18 protein-coding genes are annotated in these 19,590 nt (G+C 40.1%); 2 read left to right on the top strand and 16 right to left on the bottom strand.

What is annotated here, in order from left to right:
* Positions 1–2: 2 nt before the first annotated feature.
* The 3 genes from FHS59_RS10075 to aqpZ all read right to left on the bottom strand — a co-directional run bounded on the left by FHS59_RS10075 (position 3) and on the right by aqpZ (position 1,706).
* Positions 3–455, bottom strand: a complete 453-nt coding sequence (locus FHS59_RS10075; protein WP_184495018.1) for a YdeI/OmpD-associated family protein — start codon at positions 453–455, stop codon at positions 3–5.
* A gap of 35 nt (positions 456–490) precedes the next feature.
* Positions 491–958: an outer membrane insertion C- signal gene (locus FHS59_RS10070; RefSeq protein WP_184495017.1), complete on the bottom strand. Its 468-nt coding sequence runs from the start codon at positions 956–958 to the stop codon at positions 491–493.
* Between the two features lie 64 nt (positions 959–1,022).
* A complete protein-coding gene (gene aqpZ / locus FHS59_RS10065; protein WP_184495016.1) occupies positions 1,023–1,706 on the bottom strand; it encodes an aquaporin Z in 684 nt (227 codons plus the stop codon).
* 260 nt (positions 1,707–1,966) lie between these two features.
* Between aqpZ and FHS59_RS10060 the strand changes: the two genes are divergently transcribed.
* Positions 1,967–3,007 (top strand): zinc-binding metallopeptidase family protein, encoded by a 1,041-nt coding sequence (locus FHS59_RS10060; RefSeq protein ID WP_184495015.1) that lies wholly within the window; start codon positions 1,967–1,969, stop codon positions 3,005–3,007.
* A 13-nt stretch (positions 3,008–3,020) separates the two neighbouring features.
* Here FHS59_RS10060 and FHS59_RS10055 read toward each other — a convergent pair whose 3' ends face one another.
* The 11 genes from FHS59_RS10055 to polA all read right to left on the bottom strand — a co-directional run bounded on the left by FHS59_RS10055 (position 3,021) and on the right by polA (position 17,578).
* On the bottom strand, positions 3,021–3,389 hold the full coding sequence (locus FHS59_RS10055) for a DMT family protein (RefSeq protein WP_184495014.1): 369 nt from the start codon (positions 3,387–3,389) through the stop codon (positions 3,021–3,023).
* 60 nt (positions 3,390–3,449) lie between these two features.
* The gene (locus FHS59_RS10050) at positions 3,450–4,784 is read right to left on the bottom strand and encodes a rhamnogalacturonidase (protein WP_184495013.1); all 1,335 of its coding nucleotides are present in this window, start codon (positions 4,782–4,784) and stop codon (positions 3,450–3,452) included.
* A 115-nt stretch (positions 4,785–4,899) separates the two neighbouring features.
* Positions 4,900–5,892 carry an amidohydrolase family protein gene (locus FHS59_RS10045; protein WP_246388393.1) on the bottom strand — a complete coding sequence of 331 codons (993 nt, stop codon included), beginning with the start codon at positions 5,890–5,892 and terminating at the stop codon, positions 4,900–4,902.
* Between the two features lie 197 nt (positions 5,893–6,089).
* Positions 6,090–7,040, bottom strand: coding sequence for an alpha/beta hydrolase (locus FHS59_RS10040; RefSeq protein ID WP_184495012.1), 951 nt, complete (start codon positions 7,038–7,040; stop codon positions 6,090–6,092).
* A 142-nt stretch (positions 7,041–7,182) separates the two neighbouring features.
* On the bottom strand, positions 7,183–7,908 hold the full coding sequence (locus tag FHS59_RS10035; protein WP_184495011.1) for a TMEM175 family protein: 726 nt from the start codon (positions 7,906–7,908) through the stop codon (positions 7,183–7,185).
* Between the two features lie 11 nt (positions 7,909–7,919).
* Positions 7,920–8,366, bottom strand: a complete 447-nt coding sequence (locus tag FHS59_RS10030) for a DoxX family protein (protein WP_184495010.1) — start codon at positions 8,364–8,366, stop codon at positions 7,920–7,922.
* A gap of 15 nt (positions 8,367–8,381) precedes the next feature.
* Complete coding sequence (locus FHS59_RS10025) at positions 8,382–9,461, bottom strand: YncE family protein (protein WP_246388392.1); 1,080 nt, start codon at positions 9,459–9,461, stop codon at positions 8,382–8,384.
* A 90-nt stretch (positions 9,462–9,551) separates the two neighbouring features.
* On the bottom strand, positions 9,552–11,534 hold the full coding sequence (locus tag FHS59_RS10020) for an LVIVD repeat-containing protein (RefSeq protein ID WP_246388390.1): 1,983 nt from the start codon (positions 11,532–11,534) through the stop codon (positions 9,552–9,554).
* A gap of 97 nt (positions 11,535–11,631) precedes the next feature.
* Positions 11,632–13,167, bottom strand: coding sequence for an FG-GAP repeat domain-containing protein (locus FHS59_RS10015; RefSeq protein WP_184495008.1), 1,536 nt, complete (start codon positions 13,165–13,167; stop codon positions 11,632–11,634).
* A 75-nt stretch (positions 13,168–13,242) separates the two neighbouring features.
* Positions 13,243–14,616, bottom strand: a complete 1,374-nt coding sequence (gene radA, locus FHS59_RS10010; protein WP_184495007.1) for a DNA repair protein RadA — start codon at positions 14,614–14,616, stop codon at positions 13,243–13,245.
* 139 nt (positions 14,617–14,755) lie between these two features.
* Entirely contained in the window at positions 14,756–17,578 is a 2,823-nt protein-coding gene (polA, locus tag FHS59_RS10005; protein ID WP_184495006.1) for a DNA polymerase I, read from the bottom strand.
* Positions 17,579–17,737: 159 nt separating this feature from the next.
* On the opposite strand from polA, the gene FHS59_RS10000 reads away from it, so the two are divergent.
* Complete coding sequence (locus FHS59_RS10000) at positions 17,738–18,052, top strand: hypothetical protein (RefSeq protein ID WP_184495005.1); 315 nt, start codon at positions 17,738–17,740, stop codon at positions 18,050–18,052.
* Positions 18,053–18,100: 48 nt separating this feature from the next.
* Here the strand turns inward: FHS59_RS10000 and FHS59_RS09995 are convergent, their stop codons facing one another.
* Together FHS59_RS09995 and FHS59_RS09990 are read right to left on the bottom strand one after the other, a co-directional pair.
* Positions 18,101–19,069, bottom strand: coding sequence for a sugar phosphate isomerase/epimerase family protein (locus FHS59_RS09995; RefSeq protein WP_184495004.1), 969 nt, complete (start codon positions 19,067–19,069; stop codon positions 18,101–18,103).
* 66 nt (positions 19,070–19,135) lie between these two features.
* Positions 19,136–19,570, bottom strand: a complete 435-nt coding sequence (locus FHS59_RS09990) for a hypothetical protein (protein ID WP_184495003.1) — start codon at positions 19,568–19,570, stop codon at positions 19,136–19,138.
* Between the last annotated feature and the right edge of the window lie 20 nt (positions 19,571–19,590).

Genomic DNA, 19,590 nt, shown 5'->3' with positions numbered 1-19,590 from the left:
ATTCAGGATAAAGAGTTTAGCAACTTGATGATACGATTGGATTTTGCTTCTATATCCTCAATAGAATATATGTAGGAAATCCACTTTTCTTGCTCCTCTTTGGTTAACTGCCGAAACAACTCAAGTTTACCCGGATCATCTTGAAGACATTCAATCAATTCTTGAGGAATGCCATCCGGTAATTCATCTTGGTAAAACTTAATTTCTACTTCATCCCCTTCTTCTTTTCCAAGAATTTTACGAATGGGCTTGGCAACTGGCAAAAATACATAGCCATTTCCCATGGATAATAAGTGCTTTCCTCCAAAAGAATAGTCATCTATTGACCCGGAAATTTTCATCATTCCAAAGGCCTTTCCAGATTTGATCAATTCTCCTGGAAGTTTGATATACGTCCAACCTCCTTTACCAGAGAATTTCTCTAAACGATAAGTTCCTTCTGTAATAAGTTTCATAAAAAAAGAGCGGGAATCAATCCCGCTCCTAGTTATTAATTTGTGGCGTTACTGCCATCATTGCCAAATCTCCACCGGATATTCAGACCAAACACATCCGCAAAAAAATCTGTGTTTTCTACAATCCGGAAAGTAGGTCTCCAATCAGCACCAATAACAATAGGAACTTCTTCAAAAGCATATTCGATACCTATTTCGCCAGCTGCTGACAAAGAGAAGGGATCATCAATGTATAATGAAGGACCAGCTCCTACATACCATTTGAAGTCACTAGAACCAACTGGCCTATAAATAAAATCCCAAAGTGCATCAACTCCGACTCCAGAACCAAAACTTACATCAGCATGTATTCTGCTGAATTGACCAAGTGAAAAAACTCCGTCTATGGCCACATTGTTACCACCAAATTGACCAAACCTTATACCCACTTCTTGAGCATTACTCTCTAAAGTAGCTGCACAGGCAAAAAACACAACCAGAAATAAAATCTTAAAATATTTCATTTTAATAAAGCTTAAGTGACATTGAAATAATTCTATTCACAAAGATTTAACTTTTTTTGAAAATTCATTCTGTTGGAGATAGAAATTTATAGACAATCCCGGCTAAAATAGCTCCTGCAATCGGTGCAATCCAGAATAGCCATAATTGCTGTAAATAGATCCCTCCGGCAAAGATAGCCTGACTGGTGCTCCTTGCAGGATTGACAGAAGTATTGGTCACAGGAATGGAAATCAAATGGATTAAAACCAAAGCCAGACCGATGGCTAGGCCTCCAAAACCTGCCGGCGCTTTAGGATGTGTAGCTCCTAAAATCACGATGAGAAAGAAGAATGTCATCACAATCTCTGTGATCAAAGCCGACATCATCGAATACCCTCCCGGGGAAGCTTCTCCAAAACCATTTGATGCAAATCCTCCAAGGTCCACACCTGCTTTACCTGTAGCGATAGAATAAAGGATAGCCGCTCCTGCTAACCCTCCTAATACCTGGGCTATGATATAAGGCACAATGTCTTTACTATCAAATCTTCCTCCCATCCATAATCCTATGGATACAGCTGGATTTAAATGACAGCCGCTAATATGTCCAATGGCATAAGCCATGGTGACGACTGTGAGTCCAAATGCAAAAGCGACTCCTACAAATCCAATCCCTAATTCAGGGAACCCGGCGGCCAAAACGGCGCTACCACATCCGCCAAGGACAAGCCAAAGCGTACCAATAAATTCTGCTACTAGTTTTTTCATTTATTTATGGGTTAGATGGTGTACTCTATTGGAATTTAGTTATTTATCATTAATTATCTGTTAATATTGAGCTCATTTTTTGTAGTTTCAGAAGAAAAAGTATTGCTAAGTAAAGTTGAGAATTGGAGTTATTTAAGATTGATCCTCGGAAAAATGCCTGTTTTTTTGAAGCCGATCTTTTTAAAAAATTTAAAATCAGGTAATCCACAATTTACCCTTTAACTTAGGGTTATTTCAGAGTATAAAGTTCTAAGAGGTATATGAAGATATTTGAATGTGGACATTGTTTTCATCCACTTTACTTCGAAAATTCAAGTTGTGAAAAGTGTGGAAATCATGTGGGATTTTCCGTAAAGGATCTTGATCTAAAATCTTTTGATTCTCCATTTCCATCTTTAGAAATAAATGATGAGAAAGGAAAATTCACCTATTGCGGAAACTATAAATTTGGAGTTTGCAATTGGTTAATCCCTCAGGATGAAAATTCGGAATTTTGCCTTGCTTGTTCTCTAAACAGAACAATTCCTGATCTCTCAGATCAAGAGAATTTTGAAAAGTGGAAAAAGCTGGAAAGTGCCAAACACAGATTGGTTTATCAATTATTGAAATTGGGGCTTTTGAACACAAAAAATTCGACAGAAAAGCCTATTTCCTTGATGTTTGATTTTATTGCGAAGCAGGGCAATGACAAAATCAACACGGGACACCAAAATGGCTTGATCACCATTTTACTTTCTGAAGCGGACTCGGTTCATAGAGAATACATGAGAAAGCAAATGTCTGAGCAATACCGAACCTTGATCGGTCATTTTAGACATGAGGTGGGGCATTATTATTGGGACCAATTGATTGCTGGCCAGGAAGAAAATCTACAGGAGTTCAGGAGAATTTTTGGCGATGAGCAATTGGATTATGGACAGGCACTAAATTCACACTATCAAAATGGAGCTCCTCAAAATTGGCAGCAAAGCTTTATCAGCCAGTATGCAACAGCTCACCCTTGGGAAGATTGGGCTGAAACATGGGCTCATTACCTTCATATTATGGACATGTCGGAGACTGCTTTTTACTTTGGAGTGACCGTAAATCCAAGAATAAAAGATGAAAGCGTAAAGGGCAAAATCCCCACTGACCCTTATGAAATCAATGGTTTTGATGAAATTTATGAGACTTGGGCACCCGTATCTTTTGCGATTAATAGCCTCAATCGCGGCATGGGAATTCCGGATGCTTATCCATTTGTCGTGAGTCCAGTAGTATTGGAAAAAATGAAATTTATTCATCAATTAATTTCCCAATAGTACTTGGATGCATTTACTTTTTGAAGAAAAAGTACACTGCCAAAATCAGGAAAATTGACCCAAGAAGATGGTTTAATCGGAATGTCTCGGTTTTAAAAGCAATTAGGGAAAAGATCATAAAAACTACCAAGGTGATGACTTCTTGGATGACTTTCAGTTGCACCAAAGAGAAGGGACCTCCATTGCCGATGAATCCAATTTTATTTGCAGGAACTTGAAAGCAATATTCAAATAAGGCAATTCCCCAGGAAATGAGGATGACAGAAATCAATCCCAATTTGCTGAACCATTTCCATTCTGCGAATTTCAAATGGCCATACCAGGCCAGAGTCATAAAAGTATTGGATAGAACAAGTAATGCGATGGTGAGAATTGCTTTCATTGGCGGTGTGTCTAAAACCTCGCGAATTTCAGCAATTTATCCTTCCATTGTATCTAATTCCTAATCCAATTTTTTGCCGTTAACCACTACATTTTTTACCTCAAATCCATCCACAATTGATGGGTTAAAATCTGCTTTATTGGCCTTGATTATAAGATTTTCAAACTTAAAGTCAGCTAATCGATCATGTTCTGTAATCGCAACATCGAAAAAGATTTCGCATTCCAGATCGATATTCCTCATGGTGATATGGTCAGAATAGGAAATTGGAACTTCAGGTCTACCTTTCAGATCAAAAAACTGGGTCCAGGGCTTAACATAAAGGAAACTTCTGGCTTGTCCGGTAATATTTTCAACGGTGATGTATTCGTAATGCTGTGGGGTATCCGGGCGCATTTTCAGCCATAAAAGTCGGACAGCATCTTGGACTTTGACATTTCTCATAATCACATTTTTATTGTGAATGGATTCGCTGCCATTGGTCAAGGCTGAATGACAAAACCCAAATTCACTGTCTTCAATGATGATATTGGTATTTTCTCCGTTGTTTGGATCCTGATCCGCCCAAGGGCCTTTTCCACCTTTTAAGGCAATGGCATCGTCATTTACGGCGAGATAACAGCCTTTTATCAGGACATTCGAAACTACGTCCAAATCGATCGCATCGGTGCTTGGTGCTTTGACGGGCTCATGCGGCGAGGTGATAGTCAAGTCCAATAATTTGATATTCTTGCATTGATAATAATGACTGCTCCAAAAGCCCGCATTGATCAATTTCACATCCTGTAATTGGATGTCATTGCTCTTCCAAATAAATACCAGACGAGGTCGGGAAACTTCCAGATTGGTGCAATTGGGATCCTCCTTTCTTCTCTGCCAAAATGCTTCCCAATATTTTAGACCGTTTCCGTTGATCGTTCCAGTGCCTGTGATTGAGAATCCATCGACTTCATAGGCATTGACCAAAGCAGCAAAATAATCCAGGTTTTGGCCTTCCATCCTTGAGGGAATCAAAGGGTAATTGGCAATGTCATCAGATCCTTTCAATACTGCTCCTTCGGAAACATGCAATCTGGTGTTGGGTTTAAAGAATAATGCTCCGCTTAAAAATGTCCCTTTTGGAATTACAATTACACCACCGCCATTTTGACTTGCCTGATCAATCACCCATTGGATTTTTGAAGTTTGTAAAAGCATACTGTCTGCAAGGACACCATGCTCAGTAATCACATATTGCTTTCCAAGATTTTCTAACTGAAGCTTCGAATAGTCATGGAACCATGGAGATATTTCTGTTCCATCTGGCCAAAGATTTTGACTGAAAGTATTCTGATTGGCAAATAAAGTCAGACTTATCAGAAGTGAAATAAAGGCTAAGCGGGTTATCTTATTCATTGGAACTAAAGTGATTTTCCTTGTGAGGAAGAAATTTGGTTAGCTGGGAAAATAGCAAAAAAAGGACAGGAGACTGTTCTCCCCTGTCCTGTTTCATTGTCAAATAATGATTTGATTACTTGAAATCTTCTTCGTTTAGGTTAAAAAACCGAACAGCATTGTTGAAAAAGATATCTCTTTTTTGATCATGAGATAGGTAGGTGGCATTTTGGATGAGGCCAATGGAGGTTTCCAATAGTTTTGGCCAGATCATTAGATCTGTTCCGTACATGATTCGTTTTCCAAAACCTGCCTGAACCAATCTTTTGAGGTAATCATGGATTTCGTCTTGTGGATAACTCCAGATTAATCCTGCCAAATCGACATAGACATAGGCATTTGCGCCCATTAAAGCAATCATTTCATCAATCATTGGGTATCCGGCATGCATCACCCAGATTTTCAATTTAGGATGTCTTGCCAGCATATCCTCCAATAAAAATGGATTGCCCATAGAAGCTCGGTAGTTTGGCGAAGTAATATTTGCCATCCCATTTCCTCCAGTTCCCATGTGTATTCCTACCGGAATGCCCAATTCCTCAGCCACACCAAAATATTCATCCAAAGACATATCACTAGGTGACATTCCCTGATATTGAGGAGCGATTTCGCCCATGACTTTGTAAAATCCACCAGACAAAGAATCTCTAAATGCCTCAACGGTCATTCCTGGGGCAACCCCAATGGAAGGAATAATTCTGTCGGGTGCTTCTTTATGCCATTTATGAATGATTTCCGCATCGCCACTTACGACCATGGTTACATTCAGACGTTTGGTAGCATCGATAATTGCATCTTGCATTTCCTGATCAGACTTAGCGGCCTTTAGAGGATCTACACAATCTGTGTTGATGAAACTTGGCGCAGGTTGGTTTGGCCCACTTCCGGGCATACTTGTCAAAAACCAAGGGCATAAGTCACCAGCAGCGAATCCCGGATTGACTTTCATGGCATGGACGTGCACATCAATAATTGGTGGCATTTTGGATTCCGTCTGGGCAAGCATTTGATTTTGGAAACCAAAAGTGATTGCCCCCATCAGGAAAAGAGTGGTAATTTTTCTATTCATGGATATAGGTTATTTAGGATTTAATGTTTCAATTTGAAAAAATAGAAAATTCTATCCAAAAAATAAATTAAACCACTATTTCAATTTGAATTCTCGGTACTGATTCATCCTTTCAACCATAAATTTCCAGCCTACAGCTTGGATTAATTAGATGTAGGAAGATTATTCTCAGAAATTTAATTGGGTCAGGACATCTCTTATTTTTTGGAATTCCAAAGCCATTTTAATCCTTCAGGAAGTAAGGCTCCTGGATGTTTGTCACTATGCTCTCCATCGGTCCAAACGTGGGTGAATTGGTATCTTGGTGCTGGCAACCCCTTTTTGTCCGCATTTTGATTGGCATATTCCAAGGCTGAAATCATTTGCTGATTTGCCAAAAACCAATTGCCCCATTCATTACTTAGGTCGTTGGTTCCATCTTGAAAGAAAATACGCATCGGCCTGATTTTCTCTCTTCGTATCAAAGCAGGATAATCTTGCCCTCCCAGTTTTATGGGATTTTCATTTGGCCGGAATCCAATGGATACGTAGCTACCTATTCCACTGTATACTTTTCGGAAATAATCTGGATAATGCCATGCCACGGTGAATGCTGCAATGGCTCCACTGCTGGTGCCACCAATGGCTCTTTGCTCAGGATCAGACGTGAGATTGTATTTTTTGCCCACTTCAGGAAGCATTTCTTCGATAATGAATCTTGCATAGCGATCGTCCATTGCATCGTATTCGGCTGCTCTGTTGTTAGGGTTGCTGGATCCGAGATCAGTGGGATAGGTTTCAGAAAGGTTGCCAGGAGAAATGAAGATACCGATCGTGACAGGTATTTCACCTTTTGCAATCAGGTTTTCCATCACTTGGGGAGCTCGAATAGATCCATTTGGATTGGTGGCTCTGTAACCATCTTGGAAAACTAACACACTTGCGGGTTTGACAGCGTCATATTGTGCGGGGATAAATAGCCAATATTGTCTGACGGTTCCTTCGATAATTTTACTGTGAAAGTCAAATGGGCCTAAAAACTCTCCTTTTGGTACACCTTCCTGAGGGAAATGATCAGGAGTCAGTTCCAGGTTGGTACGGATTTCAGTTTGCGCATGTAGGTTTAATGCTGCGAAAATTGTGAGAATGAAAATTAGGCTTGGTTTCATAGGTCTGATATTCTGGGTTATAGAAAGATAGCAATCCAAGGCAATTCTAAAAAAATAGAATGGATTTAACTTAAACCCTTGAAAAAGGATAGCCTGTTTGGTCTACTTTTGCTTCTTCATATAGGATTTAAATCAAAATTGATTACTGCTTTGTGATCATTGAGCCGGCGGTTTTTTTATACTTATTTACCCAAATCATGATTGCTGGAGTATAAAGCCCATATACCATTCCTCCTGAGAAAGAAGACCAAGCGATGGAAAAAGGCCAAATGATCCAAACCAGAAGTATGGAAACTAAAGGAACAGTAAACATGATCACAATTCTGATTCGCTGGAATTTAGTATGAAACTCTTCATAGGGACTTAACGCTAAAATCTCCTTTTTTTGGATTGCAATGAAGTAAAACCAAAATAGCACAAAGTAAAGCCCAAAGGCAATCGAGCCGTAATAGATCATCAAAATTGGAATTTCAACTGCGGAAATCTGTAGAGAAATATCAGTTCCAAAAATCAAATTGGTTAGAAAAAGGGTCAGGAATCGCAAAGGATAAACATAAAAAATTATCAAAGCGATAAAGAGAGAATTTAGAAAAATCAGCCATGGCCCTCTAACGGTATATATTTCTGAGAACCTGACATGCTCTTGCCAGATCACAATCAAGAAACCAATACTGATTAAAAAAGCAGGTAATGTTTTGGTGAAAACTATCAGATCTTCTAATGAATTAGGACTGGAAAGATTGAAAATCAAAAGTGTTACCGCAATTCCAAAAACTGCATCGGTCAAGTTATCCAATCGCGATGGACTCTCCCCTCTATAGGAAATATTCGGATCCCGATGATTTGAATTAAAAATTTGGCTACGCATGCTGATTTGATTTACTGTTGGAGTCGACTCGTTTGTTTCCTTGTTTTTTTAGAAAAGAGATGCTTTAACGCGCCAGTGCACCAAAGAGCCCAAAGGATTAAGACGGGTTGAAAGAAAAGTCTGAAAAGTCGTTTTTGATCAGTATCCAAACCAAAAGCGTCAGTTTTATTGACATATTGAGTGATATTTCCGGGAAAGACTAAAATGATGAAAATCGCCAAAGCAATACCGAAATAGACTTTATACTTGGTGAAAAAGAGTATTCCTAATCCTAATCCAAGTTCCAAATATCCAGAAAGGATAACTACCAAATCTTTATTTATCGGAACCCAATTTGGCACCAAAGCTTGAAACTCCTCTCGTTGAAATGTCAAATGTCCTAAAGCAGCCATCACCATTCCTGCACCTAACAGAAACCTAAAGATGTTTTGGGGAATCGATGTTTTCGGCTGATTCATTTTAGAAATGTTTGATCACTCCATTTTCCAAAAGATGATGCCCCCAGCTTGTTTTCCCATATCTATCGAAGTGATCTTTTTGGCATTTTTAATATCAATGATATCCACAGTGCCAGGTTCACCGCCGATTCCTTCTACTGAAACAAAGGCATACTTGCTATCTGGAGAGATCGTCACACCATGAGTGACCATTCTTGTATTCTTTATTCGAGGGAGTTCTTTTCCCTTTTTCAAATCCCAAATACCAGTTTCACCACTTCCTTTATAGGTTGCCACTAAATACTTTCCATCTGGAGAAACATCTAGATTATAAGGAGCTTTGCCAGCCGGAAAACGATTGGTCACCTCCCATTTTTCAAGGTCTACTTCAACGATATCGTTGGTACCATTACCGGCAACATATACTTTTCCATTGGTTGGATGGGGCATAGCCCAAGTTGGTTTGGTAGCGCTATGATACATAGGAGCAGATTCCGTCATCATAGAATGTCCCATTTTTGAATGATCCATTTTACTGTGATCCATTCCTCCCATGGCCGGCTCTTCCTCTGCTTTTCCATCCAGGTTAAGCTTTCTGTTGACTTTCAGTTTCGTAGTCGAAATCTCAAAAAGCTCTCCGGACATCATTCCTACTGAGTAATGATATAATCCATTGGCTGAAATTCTGGAACCATGAGGCATAACGCCGGTTTCGATACGATCTATCTCAATCATTTCCTCAGGATCCACGACAGAAACAGTACTTGGCACCATGTCTCCATGCAGATCAAAGTTTACGCAATACAAAAGCCCTGTTGCCTTGGAAATCTGTAAAGAAGCGGGAAAAAGCCCCAAACGCACGGTATCTACCACTTCATTGGTCGCAGTGGCATATTTGTATAAAGTTCCATAGGGATTGCCATGTGCCAAAGACAAATACCAATACTTGCCATCAGGACTGACATTGATTCCATGAGGACCCTCGATTTCCGCGGGCCAGATTCCCACAGGAATGGTTTGCTCAATCGTTGCGTTTTTCCCATCAAATTTGATCAAAGCAACCTCATCTTCCGACTCGGCAGTCACATAAACAAAGTAGTCCTGGGCATTAGCCATGAAACTAAATGTCATTAACACTACCAGTGATATTCCACTTCCAATTTTCCTAAAAATGTTATAAGTCATAAGCTTAAGATGAAAGGGTTATTACTTCGCTTGATCGATTTTAGCATTTGTTGGTACAACAGGTTCCAATTTGGCTGACCACAATCCACTGTTCCAATCTGAATAGAAAATATGTCCTTTATGAGGTTGAGCCCCCCAGGTAAAAGGTGCATTTGGAACGTAACCATCAGGATCTTCCGGTACAATCCATGCGATCTCTCTTCCTTGTCGGTTTAAGTCTCCCAATAACTCACCACTAAGATCCACTACACGAACTCCGCCATTATAAAAGGCAGCGTATAAAATGTCATCCTCAATCCAGAAGTTATGTGATCCTGCAAAAGGTACCTGGAACCAAGCCACTTCTTTCGGATTTTTAAGGTCTGTGAAATCAATTACGTGAAGGAATCCTGCTGCTCTGCTTGGTTTACGACCGCTTGGATCAAGTCCATAAGGAAATTCCTCATCGCCAAGAATCACATAAAATTTGCCTGTTTTCTCATCTTTATAAGGGAAAGCAGCATGATTAGAACCACTTGGATAAGCATAGCTGGCGAATTGAACTGGATTGGAAGGTGTGCCTCCGGCAATTCCATTTCCTACATCGACTAATTGTACTCCATCAGTCCAATTGGATGAATAAGCGATTCCATCATGCACCCAAACATCGTGAATAGCATGTCCTGGAGTATCCAATTCAAATTCACCAACAATCTTTGGATTCTTTGGGTCTTCGATATTGATTGAATAATACTTTCTACCTGCGCTCAATGCATATACATGGTTTTTGTAAATAAATACATTGTGCACACCACCAGTTAGATTTTCAGAAAACTCAGAAATGATTTTGGCATCTCTTGGATTGCTCACATCGATGATCACCAATCCATTTTTTCTGTTTGATGCTCCTTCTCTTGAGATCACAGCCACTTTCCCATCTTCTGAAACTTTCACGTCGTTTACTGTTCTCGCATCCACTTTTACAGAATCGACTAATTGGATTCCAGCAGGATCAGTAACATCCCAGAAATAGGCTGTTCCATCTGCTCCCCAAGTTCCTGTGACAGCATAATCTTTTCCATCCACGCCTTCCCAAATCCACAAATCTGAAGTATGCTTATTATTCACAGAACCCTGGCCGATCAAATTAATCTTGCGGGTAATATTTCTATTATTAGCCTGAACTGTTACGGAAGCAGCTGCTGGTCCACAGGTAGCGTTCAAAATATAAAGTCCTGGCTCATCAGCAACAAACTTTCCTTCTGGAGTAATAAGGCCTGATGGTGCAGCAGAAACATCAAATGACTCACCGGTAAATGAATAATTGATCGGAGCATCTTTGATCACGTTTCCATCTTTGTCGACAGCGATGGCAGTTAACGTAAACACATCTCCAGATCTTCCTTCTACCATATCAGAAGTAAGTTGGATTTGAGCGATCGGATTTTCGAGGATTTCCAAATCTAGATTTTGGGAAACGCCACCGGCAGAAGCAGTCACAGTGACTTTTCCGGCTTCTTTGACGATCAATTTGTTGAAAGGTGCGATGGCAACTTTGCTTTCATCGGATGTGGTCAAAGTGATTGGTACTTCGGGTCTTTCAAAGCCTGCTTCATCCATTACATCAATTGTCAATGGCACATTTACACCAGCATACATTTTATTAGGAATTTCTCCGAATGCAACCTTTGAAATCGCTGCAGGTTTAATAGAAACAGAGATATTCGATCTCAATTGAGGGTCTCCTGGGCTGATGACAATGACATCATAATCACCATGCTTGATTGCTTTTGCGAAACCAGTGCTATCGACCACAGAAAGGGCTCGTGAGTTTCGTGAGTAAAAAATGAATTCTCTATCGGTAACGGTTTTGCCGGAGGCATCTACCACAGCAGCTTCCAATTGAACAGTCTGTCCAATTTTCATCTTGACTTTGTCTGAATTGACTTTTAAAGTAAGGTCTTGAGCCTGCAGAAATCCAGCACTCAAAAACAGGATGAATGATAGAATAAAAATTTTTTTCATGGGATGGTGGTTTTTAGGATTCTGAATTTAATGAATCCCTCATTCCAAACCATAGAAAGTTTTGTAAATTCTGATTTCCAGATTATGCCCATTAGATCTATTCTTTCTGGGACTTCTGATTTTCTAAAATCAAAACATTGGGGATTTCATCGATTCCCTTTACAAGGAGCTTTGAGTATTCCAGAAAATTATGGGTGTAAGCGCCTAACACAATGTCCGTATCACCATCTCCATCTAGGTCCCCTACATCCATCGTAAGCCATTTTCCCAATGCTGCCTCCGGAATGAATTTTGGATGAAAGGTGAAATTTCCCTCATTTTCGAAAAGAAGAAACTGCTGCTCGGGGTTTTGGAGTTCATCGTAAAAAGCGATTGTCGCCAAGTCCAAATCCCCATCTTCATCATAGTCTAAAGCCATCACTTTGGCAGCACCATATTGTGGATAAAACCAGGATTCCTCAAAGAGATCTTCGCCTTTGTTTTCGTAAATTCTGAAGCCATGATATGGTTTTGAAACCGAGGAATAATCCCAATTATCTCCATTGCTGACCAAGAGATCCACTTTTCCATCTCCATTTACGTCACGCATTTCAAAATAACTGGAGCCCATTACAGGGACAAATCTGAGTAAAATCTTTTCCAGATCGAAATTTCCGTTTCCTAGATTATAAAAAACAGAAATCCGCTCATTTCCCTGACAAAAAAGTGCGACGATATCCAGAAGTCCATCTTGGTTAAGGTCTACAACTTCGATTTTTCTTGCTCCGGCACCCCCAAGCTGAAGTGGAGGGGAATTGAAATTTCCATTTTTGTAAATAGAAATATTCCCCACATGATGCCCATAATTGCAAAGCAGAAAGTCAGGAATTCCATCCTTTTCCAGATCTTCCCAGATTCCGTAAACAGGCCTGCTCAGATTTTCTTTAATGATGTTCCAGGAGTTTAAATTTAAGTCCATTTCATAAAGGGCTCCTTGGGCCAGATCACTTGGAGCGATCGAACCGACGCTGATAAAATTATAGCTATTTGGGCCTTTTTTTAGGTAATGAACAGCTGGACTGGAAGTAGATGGAAGTGTAAAAAGCTCGTCATTTTGGACTTTGACAAATATTTGGTTTTCGGTTCCATCGCCAATAATCAATTCTCTTCTTTCTTCATTGATCGCCACCAAGCTTGTTTTTGGGCTGGTGATTCCTTCAATAAAAAGTGTTTTAGCGACGAAATTATCTAGGCTTTTTGGAGTCTCTTTCAGCTTTTGAGAAGGAAGTTCTTTTGGTGATGCTTCTTCATAATAGGAATTGATCGCCAAAAAATCCTCCTTACTAATCATGTTGACTGATGGATAAATCGCAAGTTTTTTGAGAATATCGATTTCCTCTTTCGATTTGTTTTCCCAAACTCCCAAGCTATCCTGAGCCTCTTTAATACCCATTGTAGCGGCCATTTGCGGCAAAACCTGCTTGACCCAAATATCTTTTGGCAAGAGAGAAGGAGATGGAAAAGCATGGCAAGTGGCACAATATTTTTCAGCCAGTTCCTTCCCTTTCAGCACTTGATCTGTTTGCCCAAATACTGGTATCGAAAACAGAAATCCCAGTAGAATAAGAAAGAAATTAGTACGAAAATGAGGCATTCAAATTGGCAAATGAAATTCTTGCGAATGATACGTATTTCAACGCTGTGAATTTATTTATAGAGGCAGATTTCCTTAAAAAATCTTCTGATACACTTCTTCCAGCTTACTAACTGCAAGCACCTGAATTTTGTACTTGCTTAGATCCAGTCCTTTCACCGCATACTTTGAGACTATAATTTTTTTGAAACCTAACTTTTCAGCTTCTGAAATTCGGTTTTCGATTCGGTGAACAGCCCTGATTTCTCCACCAAGGCCAACTTCTCCCGCAAAGCAGATTTCTTCCGAAACGGGAGTGTCTTCATAGCTGGAAATCAGAGAGGCACAAACTGCCAAATCCAATCCAGGATCATCCACTCTAAGCCCTCCAGCCACATTTAAAAACACATCCTGCTGTCCTAGTCTCATGCCACCACGTTTTTCCAAAACTGCCAAAAGCATATTCAATCTCTTAGAATCATGACCAGTACTGCTTCGTTGCGGAGTGCCATAGGTAGCGGGACTGACCAAAGACTGGATTTCGATCAACAAAGGTCGATTTCCTTCCATCATTGCTCCGATGGCTACTCCATTTAAGACTTCCTCTCGCTGGGTAAGCAAAATTTCAGATGGATTGGCAACAGGTCGTAAACCTTCTGTTCGCATTTCATAGATTCCCAGTTCATGTGTGGAGCCAAAACGGTTTTTGGAGGTCCTGAGGATTCGATAGGCCAAATGTCGGTCACCCTCAAACTGCAAAACTGTGTCGACCATATGTTCCAAAACCTTTGGGCCGGCAATCGATCCATCTTTGGTGATATGGCCAATTAAAAAGACCGGAGTTCCTGTTTCCTTGGCAAATTTCATCAACTCAGCCGTACATTCCCGTACTTGAGAAACCGAGCCAGCTGCAGATTCTACGTATTGGGAATTCAAAGTCTGGATAGAATCAATAACCAAAAGATCCGGTTTTAACTGTTCGATTTGCTGAAAAATATGTTGGGTATTAGTTTCAGATAGAACATAACAATCCGGATTTTTGGCAGACATCCGATCTGCCCTCATTTTGATCTGAGCTTCACTTTCCTCACCAGACACATAAAGGATCTTTTTCCCTTGGAGGATCAAAGCAATTTGAAGCATCAAGGTGGATTTCCCTATTCCAGGTTCTCCGCCGATCAAAACCAAAGATCCTGGCACAATTCCCCCTCCCAAAACTCGATCAAGTTCCTCGTCGCCCGTGACGTACCGAGGCATTTCCTCATAGTTTACCTCTTGGATTTTCTTTGGAGTGCTGGCTTTTTTGGTGCCTGATCCACTGGGTTTCCAGTTTCCTTTACCAGTTTCTTCTTTTTGAATTACCTCTTCGACATAGGTATTCCATTCCCCACATGCAGGGCATTTTCCTATCCATTTTGCACTTTGGGCACCGCAGTTTTGACAGAAGAAAGTGGTTTTGATTTTGACCATTTTTGGATTTACGAAATGAGAATTACGATTTACGAGATCTAAAGAACCTCAGAGATGCAAATACTTAGTCAATGGTCTCGATTTTCAATGATGAGCATTGAACTACTTGGTACTTGGTACTTAATACTTTGTACTCAAATCAATGCGCTTGCAGCCAATCCGTTCCTGTTCCCACTTCCACTTCCACTGGAACTGCCATTTTGATGGCGTTTGACATCAGTCCTGGCACATTGGCTTTTAGGATTTCCACTTCGTCTCTATGTGCGTCAAAAACCAATTCATCATGTACCTGTAGGATCATTTTGGATTTTAAATTCTCTTTCTTCATCCAATTGTGCACATCGATCATTGCCACCTTAATGAGATCTGCAGCCGAACCTTGAATTGGTGCATTGATAGCATTTCGCTCAGCAAAGCCTCTCATCGTTGCATTTCGACTGTTGATATCACGGAGATATCGACGTCTACCCAAGATCGTTTCTACAAATTCATCTTTTCTAGCTTTCTCAATTGCCCCATCCATGTATTCTTTGACAGCTGGGAATTCTTTGAAATAAGCGTCAATAATTTCCTTTGCTTCAGTTCTAGAAATGGATAATCGCTGAGATAAACCAAAAGCCGAAATACCATAAATAATACCAAAATTGGCTGTCTTGGCCTTTCTACGCATGTCTGAGGTTACTTCTTCCAAAGGAACTTGGAAGATTTTTGCAGCAGTAGTCGCATGAATGTCCCGGCCATTTTTGAAGGCTTCAATCATGGATTCATCACCGGAAAATGCGGCCATAATCCGTAATTCGATCTGCGAATAATCCGCTGCAAGCAGGATATGATTTTCATCTCTTGGGACAAAAGCTTTCCTGATTTCCCTTCCTCTTGCGGTTCGGATCGGAATATTCTGAAGGTTAGGATTGATAGAAGAAAGTCTTCCTGTAGCTGCCACAAACTGGTTATAGGTTGTATGGATTTTACCAGTTTTTGAGTTGATCATCGTTGGTAGCGCATCTACATAAGTAGACTTTAATTTGACCATTTGACGAAAGTCCAAAATCGCCTGAGCAATCTCATGTTCATTGGCAAGTTTGCTCAAAATCTCTTCTCCAGTGGCATATTGGCCGGTTTTGGTTTTTTTGGCCTTTGGATCCAGTTTCAGTTTTTCGAAAAGTACATCGCCCAACCGCTTTGGCGAAGCCAGATTAAACCGGACACCAGCTAATTCATATACCTTATTTTCGATCTCTTTGCTTTCCTTTTCCAACAAAAGAGACATTTCTGCCAAGCTTTCAGTATCAATTCTGACTCCCTCAAACTCCATGTCTGCAAGTACATTGATCAATGGATTTTCTACTTCATAAAAAAGTTTTTCTAACTGGCTTTCTTTCAGCAAAGGATCCAGTTTCTCTTTGAGCTGCAAGGTAATGTCGGCATCCTCGGAAGCGTATTCGGTCACTTCATCTTCCTCTACATCCCGCATATTCCCCTGATTTTTGCCTTTTTTCCCTATCAACTCGGTGATTGAAACCGGCTTATAATTCAGGTAATGCCCAGACAGCCAATCCATGGAATGTTTGCCTTCCGGCTCGATGAGGTAATGAGCCAGCATGGTGTCATACAACTTACCTTTCACCTCGATATTATAATTCTTCAAGACAAGTAGGTCGTACTTCACATTTTGCCCGATTTTTAAAATATTTTCATTTTCAAAAACCGGTTTTAGCTGTTCCAAAATTGCCATCGTTTCCCCTTTGTCTTCAGGACAAGGAATGTAATAAGCCTCTCCAGCTAGGTAGGAAAAGGAAATTCCAACCAATTCCGCCTCCATGGCATTGACAGAAGTTGTTTCTGTATCGAAGCAAAGCTCTTCTTGAAGCATCAAGTAAGAAACCAATTCACCGATTGCTTCCGCACCTTTAATTTTATGATATTGATGGGAAGTGTTGTGAATGGTTGTTGCCTCAGGCAAAGGCTCTGCATTGACAGATTCCTCTTCAAATTCGATAGTTGCTTTGGTATTATTAGATGGGCTATCCCCGAAAAGACCCAATTGATCATTGCTTTTGATCGAGGCTTTTTTGCTTCCGTCCTTAAAAATACGGCTTGCCAAAGTTCTGAATTCCAACTCCGAGAAAAGTGCTTTCAGCTTTTCCTCATCAAAGCCATCGTAATGCAGATCCTCATCCACAAAAGCCACAGGCACATCGACCTTGATGGTTGCCAGTTCCTTAGAAAGTAGCCCTTGCTGCGCAAAGTTGACTACATTTTCTTTTTGTTTTCCTTTGAGATCGTCGGTGTTCTTGATCAATTCTTCGACGCTTCCATATTGTTTCAGCAGTTTGACAGCGGTCTTTTGTCCGATTCCTGGGATTCCAGGAATGTTATCGACAGCATCACCCATCAAACCCAAAATATCTATCACCTGATCTACCCGCTCAATGTCCCACTTTTCACAGATTTGCTTTGGTCCCATGACCTCGACACCATTTCCCATAAAGGCTGGCTTGTAGAGAAAAATATGGTCATCTACCAGTTGTCCATAATCTTTATCTGGGGTCATCATGTACACGGTGAAATGCTCCGCTTCTGCTTGCTTAGCAAGTGTCCCAATAATGTCATCGGCCTCATAACCGTCCAACTCTAAAATTGGAATGTTAAAAGCTTTGACGATTTCCTTTACCCAAGGGATGGCTATTCCAATATCTTCTGGTTGCTCTTGGCGATTTGCTTTGTAAGCTTCAAACTGAACATGTCTAAAAGTTGGGGCATGGGTATCAAATGCAACCCCAATGTGGGTAGGTTTTTCCTTATCTAGTACCTCTAATAGGGTATTGGTAAAACCCAGCATCACTCCGGTATTCAAGCCTTTACTATTTATTCTCGGATTTTTGCTGAATGCAAAGTGTGCTCTATAAATAAGAGCCATGGCATCTAGTAAAAAAAGCTTATTGGCTTGTTTTTGGGGCATTATTAGATTATTTTGATTCGAACGTATCTTAGATTTTAGCTTCGTAAGTTACAAAAAATAGGTATCTGAAAGCTTTCCTTTGATAGTTCATTCTTTGAAAAGACAGAAACTGGCGACTTTATTGATAATACGAGTACCTAACCTTAAACAATTTACTTTATGAAAAAGCTATTAGCGATTTTTGCCCTTTTCCTTTCAGTACAATTTGTACAAGCCTCAACAGGAACAGATGAAGAAACCAAAAAAGGTAAGACTGAATTAACAGAAGCGCAGAAAATCAGAGCTCAGGAGATGCAAGAGAGACTGGATGAAATCAAGGCAATGGATTTCAAATCAATGAGCAAAGAAGAAAAGAAGGAAGTGCGTAAGGAGCTTAAAGAAATGCGTGTAGAAGCTAAAGCAGCAGGTAATGGAGTTTATATCTCTGTAGGTGCTATAATCATTATTTTATTATTGTTGATCTTATTGACCTAATCAAGTAAGGATTAACGAAAAAAGGGCTTTAAAAGCCCTTTTTTTATGTCAACACATTCCATTTTTTCCCGATAGAAAAGCAAAACTGTCTTCCAGTGTTACTTTAGGATTACTCGCTAAATCTTTTTCTAGGAAAAAATGCTTTCCACCATTTTGCTGTGCTACAGAGATAATCTCACAAAGGTCCAAAACACCGGTGCCTGCATCTGCCAAATAAGGAAACATTCCCATGATATCATTCATGCTTTCTCCTCCATTCGCAAAAGTCTTTTTCTCGCTCATGTCTTTTAAATGGAACAATTCAAACCGGCCAGGATTATTTTTAATATAAGCGATCATATCTGCTCCGGCTGATGCAAACCAAAACACATCCATTTCCATTTTTACTAAGTCTTTGTCAGTGCGATCTAGCAATAGCTGGAAAGGAATTTCTCCTTCTAATTCGCTGTGTCCATAGCCGTGATTATGGTAAAAATAAGTCAGACCGTTTTTATTAGCCTCTTCTCCAATCTTATTAAAGACATCTGCCATTTTCTTATATCCATCTAGATTAGGTCGGAGTTCCTGAGGGATCATGGCAATGCCGACATCTTTATGCCCCATAATATGAGCAGCCTCAGCCAAAGGCTCCATGTTTTGCTGTAAAGTTTCTAGATCAACGTGGATGGAAGGAGCTGTAAGTCCTAAATCATCCAAAATTGCTCGCATTTCTTTGGGACTTTTTCCGAAATATCCACTTCCTGAAATTCCCAGCATCCCAGCCATTTGATCCCAGCTTTTTTTTACAGAATCCACGCTAAAGTCATAGGGTCCAAAGAATTCCAATTCCTTGTAGCCAATGTCAGAAATCATTTTTAAGGTACCAGTCAAATCGCTTCCAAGAGACTTTGGAAGAGTAAACAATCCCAAACCTACGTTGCTGATGGGTTTGAGATTTCTGGAGAAGGAAAGGTTTGGAGCAAGGATTCCAGAGGCTAGCGCCAAACTGGATTTTTCTAGAAAGGATCTACGGTTCATGGGTTTTATTGTCAAAATGAAATCTAAATATTATTAATATCTCATTTTGAAACAATAGAAATCCGGTTATTCTTTGTTTTCAAGATAATTTTTTACCTGAAGTGCTCTTAAAAAGATCAAAATCAAAGGAATCAGCCAAACCAGCTCATTGACGATGAGATGAAAACCACTTCGTTTGTTCCAACCTATATCTGGAAGAAATCCAAGGCTAAACCAAATAGCCAGAATTACTTTTCCAGCAATCCCAGCAATAATCAAATACACCCAACTTACTGGGTAAAAAGCGCTGACAAAAATGATGATCCCCACTAGAATACCAAAAGTTCCATAATATGCACTGGACAATTCGATCAGGTCAGAATTGCCCATGGCTAGCCAGCCGACTAGATTTGGACCAAACCACTTAAAAAACGCTGACCAAGCGATGGTATACATTCCTGCCAATAAAAGAATACCTCTGAAGTGCATCGGAAATACAGGAAATGGTTTTTGCTCATCCATGAGTGGTTTGATTTATTTTG

Origin of the sequence: Algoriphagus iocasae, assembly GCF_014206875.1 — a bacterium.
Taxonomy (GTDB): Bacteria; Bacteroidota; Bacteroidia; order Cytophagales; family Cyclobacteriaceae; genus Algoriphagus; species Algoriphagus iocasae.
This window is presented reverse-complemented; position numbering and strand designations above follow the sequence as displayed.